This is a genomic window from Chamaesiphon sp. OTE_75_metabat_556 (genome assembly GCF_031378165.1).
GTDB lineage: Bacteria > Cyanobacteriota > Cyanobacteriia > Cyanobacteriales > Chamaesiphonaceae > Chamaesiphon.
Genome location: NZ_JANNDR010000212.1, coordinates 1 through 4,072, shown reverse-complemented (window position 1 = coordinate 4,072; position 4,072 = coordinate 1). Strand labels below are relative to the sequence as shown.

The 4,072-nt window shown below is 47.9% G+C and carries 5 protein-coding genes; 1 reads left to right on the top strand and 4 read right to left on the bottom strand.

Features of this window, described 5'->3' with window-relative positions; all coding sequences use genetic code 11:
- Nucleotides 1–209: 209 nt before the first annotated feature.
- The 4 genes from RMO27_RS08715 to RMO27_RS08700 all read right to left on the bottom strand — a co-directional run bounded on the left by RMO27_RS08715 (nt 210) and on the right by RMO27_RS08700 (nt 2,628).
- The gene (locus RMO27_RS08715) at nt 210–1,070 is read right to left on the bottom strand and encodes an aminotransferase class IV (RefSeq protein WP_309731407.1); all 861 of its coding nucleotides are present in this window, start codon (nt 1,068–1,070) and stop codon (nt 210–212) included.
- Between the two features lie 250 nt (nt 1,071–1,320).
- Nucleotides 1,321–1,527, bottom strand: a complete 207-nt coding sequence (locus RMO27_RS08710; RefSeq protein WP_309731405.1) for a hypothetical protein — start codon at nt 1,525–1,527, stop codon at nt 1,321–1,323.
- 36 nt (nt 1,528–1,563) lie between these two features.
- Nucleotides 1,564–2,265 (bottom strand): DNA/RNA nuclease SfsA, encoded by a 702-nt coding sequence (sfsA, locus tag RMO27_RS08705; RefSeq protein WP_309731403.1) that lies wholly within the window; start codon nt 2,263–2,265, stop codon nt 1,564–1,566.
- Nucleotides 2,266–2,286: 21 nt separating this feature from the next.
- Complete coding sequence (locus tag RMO27_RS08700; protein ID WP_309731401.1) at nt 2,287–2,628, bottom strand: Hpt domain-containing protein; 342 nt, start codon at nt 2,626–2,628, stop codon at nt 2,287–2,289.
- Between the two features lie 123 nt (nt 2,629–2,751).
- Here RMO27_RS08700 and RMO27_RS08695 point away from each other — a divergent pair.
- Nucleotides 2,752–4,072, top strand: a 1,321-nt coding sequence (locus RMO27_RS08695; protein WP_396133644.1) for a sensor histidine kinase, incomplete at its 3' end; no start/stop codon positions are given.

The following is a 4,072-nucleotide window of genomic DNA, read 5'->3' as shown; positions in this document are numbered from 1 at the left end:
GATATAGCATAGCTTTTACAAACTCGATTCGATCGATCGAATCGAGAGATTTCGATCTTCTAATTATAATTGGGGCGTTGCTGATTTGCTGTATGGTTTGAACCCAAAATTTAGAGTAGGGGCAATTCATGAATTGCCCCTACTCTAAATTTTGGTAATTATTTCACTGAGTGGATCGTACCTAGATTCAGCAAAACCACAACTGGCTGCTAGCCATAAATGTTGGCTGAGAAAGCCTGCCGGAGAGCTATGAAAATTTTCCCATTCATCGTGGTGGGTAGCTGATGTCCGTCGATCGATCGCGCTGGCATCAATTCGGCAATACTGCCAGTCGTAAATGCTTCGGTCGCCTGTGCGAGATCGGCCGGAAATAGATCGCGTTCGATCGTCTTAATACCGAGCTGTGCTGCCAGCTCTAGCATGACATGACGGGTAATGCCCATCAACATTCCCCGCTGGGGAGTAACCAACACATCATCAATGACACAGAAGAAATTGCTCCGAGTTGCTTCGGTAATATAGCCATCGCGATGCGTGAACAAAATATCATCATAATCCGCACCAGCCACCTGACGAGCCGCATAAAAACCAGTCAGATAATTGGTGGTTTTGAGCATCGGCAGATCGCGATCGTATGGCACTATTTTTAGACGTTGACCGGATTGATAGAGTTCTAGTCCATAGGGAGCTTCGGGATGCTTGGGAACTACCTCATCCTCAAAAATCATCAAATGTGGAGTGAAACCATCACAAGCCATATAGCTACTGCCACTCGGTCGAGCGCATTCGCCCGCAGTCAGGTAAAATTTAATCGCACTGTGGGCATAAGCATTGCGCGCGATGACTCCGGTAGCGATGTCCGTCAATTCCGTTAATGCTGGCAACGGCAAATCGAGCATTTTGGCTCCGCGCTCCAGCCGTTGTAAATGCGCCATCAGACAAAACGGTTTACCGCTATACACCCGCGCTAGCTCAAACAAGGTGACACCCCGTGCAAAGCCAAAATCGGTAGGATTGATGCGAATGGTATCACGTTCTACATACTGGCCGTCATAATAAGCAATGGACATAGCGATCGGCTCCTACTTCACACTGTTTGAGTGCCTTGAATTATATCTGCTTTTTCGATCTCACCGCGATCGATTTATCCAATTTTGATGGTAATACTCCCCTGTAGGTCGAATTCCCCTCACTACTAGTGCGTACGGCCTCAGCCAGATGACAGCAGCAACTAAATCTTCCTCGCTCCGTGAAGTCCAAAAGCCCAGAAAAATTAGTTACAATGTCGATCAGCTACAAGTAGATTTTTTGGCTCGGTTTCTACCAATCTGACTTAATAATCTCTTCACCACTCCCGCTGTTCTTCACTCGATCGATTTTAAAATTCATGATGACTTTCTTTCGCCAAAATGTCGCGCCATTCCTAATTTTGCTAGTATTTCTCTTCGCATTGGTGGCTGTCAGCGCGCGCATCTTCTTGCCTTCCGATATGTCTGGTCCCGCGCCACTGGCTGGAGTTAGCCTCATCCAAAACTTATTAATGTTATGCAAACTGTCGTAAATTTATAAAATCAGTTCTGCTAGACCTAAATACTTCACCCCTTCAGGTGTAAGCTCGAATCGACAAGGGAGTACTTCTAAGCCCTTGGCGACTGCCGTCCGCAGGAGTTGACCGTAAATGGGGTCGGTAGTATCGCCAGGAGCAAATTTGGTCTTGTCGCCACGATTAATCAAATAGAGCATGACCGCACGATATTCGGGCATGACATCGATCAGTTCCCGCAGATGCTTTTGACCTCTGGTGGTTTCGGTATCGGGAAAGATGGCTGTATCGCCGATCGACCAAGTGGTATTCTTGACTTCCAGGTAGATCGATCGATCCCCACCCTCAAGTAAAAAATCGATCCGACTGCGCTTGTCCTGTCCGTAGACTACTTCCGATCGAATTGTTTGGTACTTGCCCAGCGATGGAAATAGATACCGTTCTAGGGCGATTTTAATCAGTTTGTTGGGTAATGCCGTATTGATGCCGATCCAGACCCCATCGATCTCAATTGTTTCCCAGGTGTAAGCAAGTTTGCGCTTGGGATTGTCATGAAAAGACACTTGTACAGACGCACCAAGCTGACAAACTCCAGTCATTGGGCCGGTGTTGGGGCAATGAGCGGTAATTAGTTCGCCTGAATCCAATTGGATATCTGCAAAAAACCGTTTGTACCTTTTGACTAGGATGCCGGGATAAAGTTGAGGATAGGTGTAGAGCAAGGAGTTGGGAGTTGGGAGTACTTAAATTCTGGTGGCGATGTAGGCTTCGAGCGAATTGAGATCGATCGCCATTTGTTCGACTAGAGCCGCCGCATCTTCTAACTGCTGGGAACGGGCGAGGGTTTCGAGTTGTTTGGCAGCAGCAGTGATGCTAATAATGCCGACATTGGCACTAGCACCCTTAATATAGTGAGCTTCGGTAGAGATCGTCAGCGCATCTCGATCGACGACAGCTTGCCGCAGATCGTTGATGTGAATTTTGACGTCTTCGGCCAACATTGTCAGTAACTCTAATTCAAATTCTGGGTCATCTTCCGAAACTTGATGCAATTGTTCCCAGTCGATATCTATGAGATCGTTCATTAGCTGATGAGGTCGTAAATGTCAGGTAGTGCCGATCGCTATTTTATCTCGATCGACTCCCCAATTGGCCTAACTACAAGATTTTTCTATACTCCACAGCTCAAAGCTTTCAGCCCAACTACCATGTTTCAAACCACCCGCCGCCGCTTGGCCATCTGGTATACCACCGTCACTGCCATTGTCTTGTTGGTATTTGCGAGTGGGATGTATATCTATGTGCGGAGTACTCTGATCGAGCGGATCGACGATACTCTCAATCATGTTGTCGAGGTTGTCAGTCGATCGATCTCGATCGATAAGATCGACTTTCCGAGCGCGCCGAGTCAGTTTCAGATTAATGTGGCGGCGAGTTTTCAGGATGATTCCGATCGCTTGGATGACGATCGGATCGATTTAGAATTATTCAATCTCAGTGGTAAATTATTGTGGTCTACGCTCAAAGAACCGCTAGATCTACCCGTCTGGCTGAATCTGGATGGAGAAACAGTCAGGCTCAATCACAATCGCATTCTCCGCCAGATTACCGCACCAGTCAATCGGCAAAATACCTTAGTGGGTTTTTTGCGAGTCAGCCATCCGTGGTTTGAAGTCACCAAACCGACAGAGTTATTGGTTGTCGATCTGACAATCGGCACATCTTTAATACTTGCCAGTGTCGCTACGATCGGTTGGTTCCTATCGGGGATTGCGATCGAGCCAGTCAAAGCCTCCTACCAACAGCTCAAACAGTTTACTGCCGATGCTTCTCACGAACTCCGCAATCCGATCGCGACCATTCAAACCAATGTCCAAGTCGCCCTAGGTGAAGAGCCATTACTGCCCCAACAACGCCAACAACTGCAAACGATCGAACGATTGACGCGGCGACTGGGGCGATTGGTGGACGATCTGTTATTTCTCGCGCGACAAGATAGCAGCATCGCCACCGCAGATTTTGAGGTAGTGCCATTAGATGCCCTGTTAATGGAGACAATCGCAGAACAACAACTAGCCGCCACAGGTAGAGGCATTCACCTCACCCTAGAAATTGTCGATCCGTTACTGCCAGTTGGTAAATCGGCACGCGATCGATCTGACGATGTATTTAGTGTCAACGGTGACTGGGATCGATTAGTCAGACTATTTACCAATTTACTCACCAATGCGATTCAATATACGCCATCCCAGTCCGACGATCAAAGCACAACTCGCTCTGCCCAGATTAATGTCGAACTGCGGCAAGTAATCCGGCAAAATACTTCGTACCTCGAAGTTCGAGTTCGCGATACCGGGATGGGGATTCCGGCGGAAGCTCTGCCACATTTATTTGACAGGTTTTATCGAGTCGATCCGGCACGAACGGCGACAGCTCTGGATGTGAGTAGCGGCTCGGGCTTGGGACTAGCGATCGTCCAATCGATCGTCATCAGTCATCAAGGCGAACTGTCGATCGACTCTCAAATCG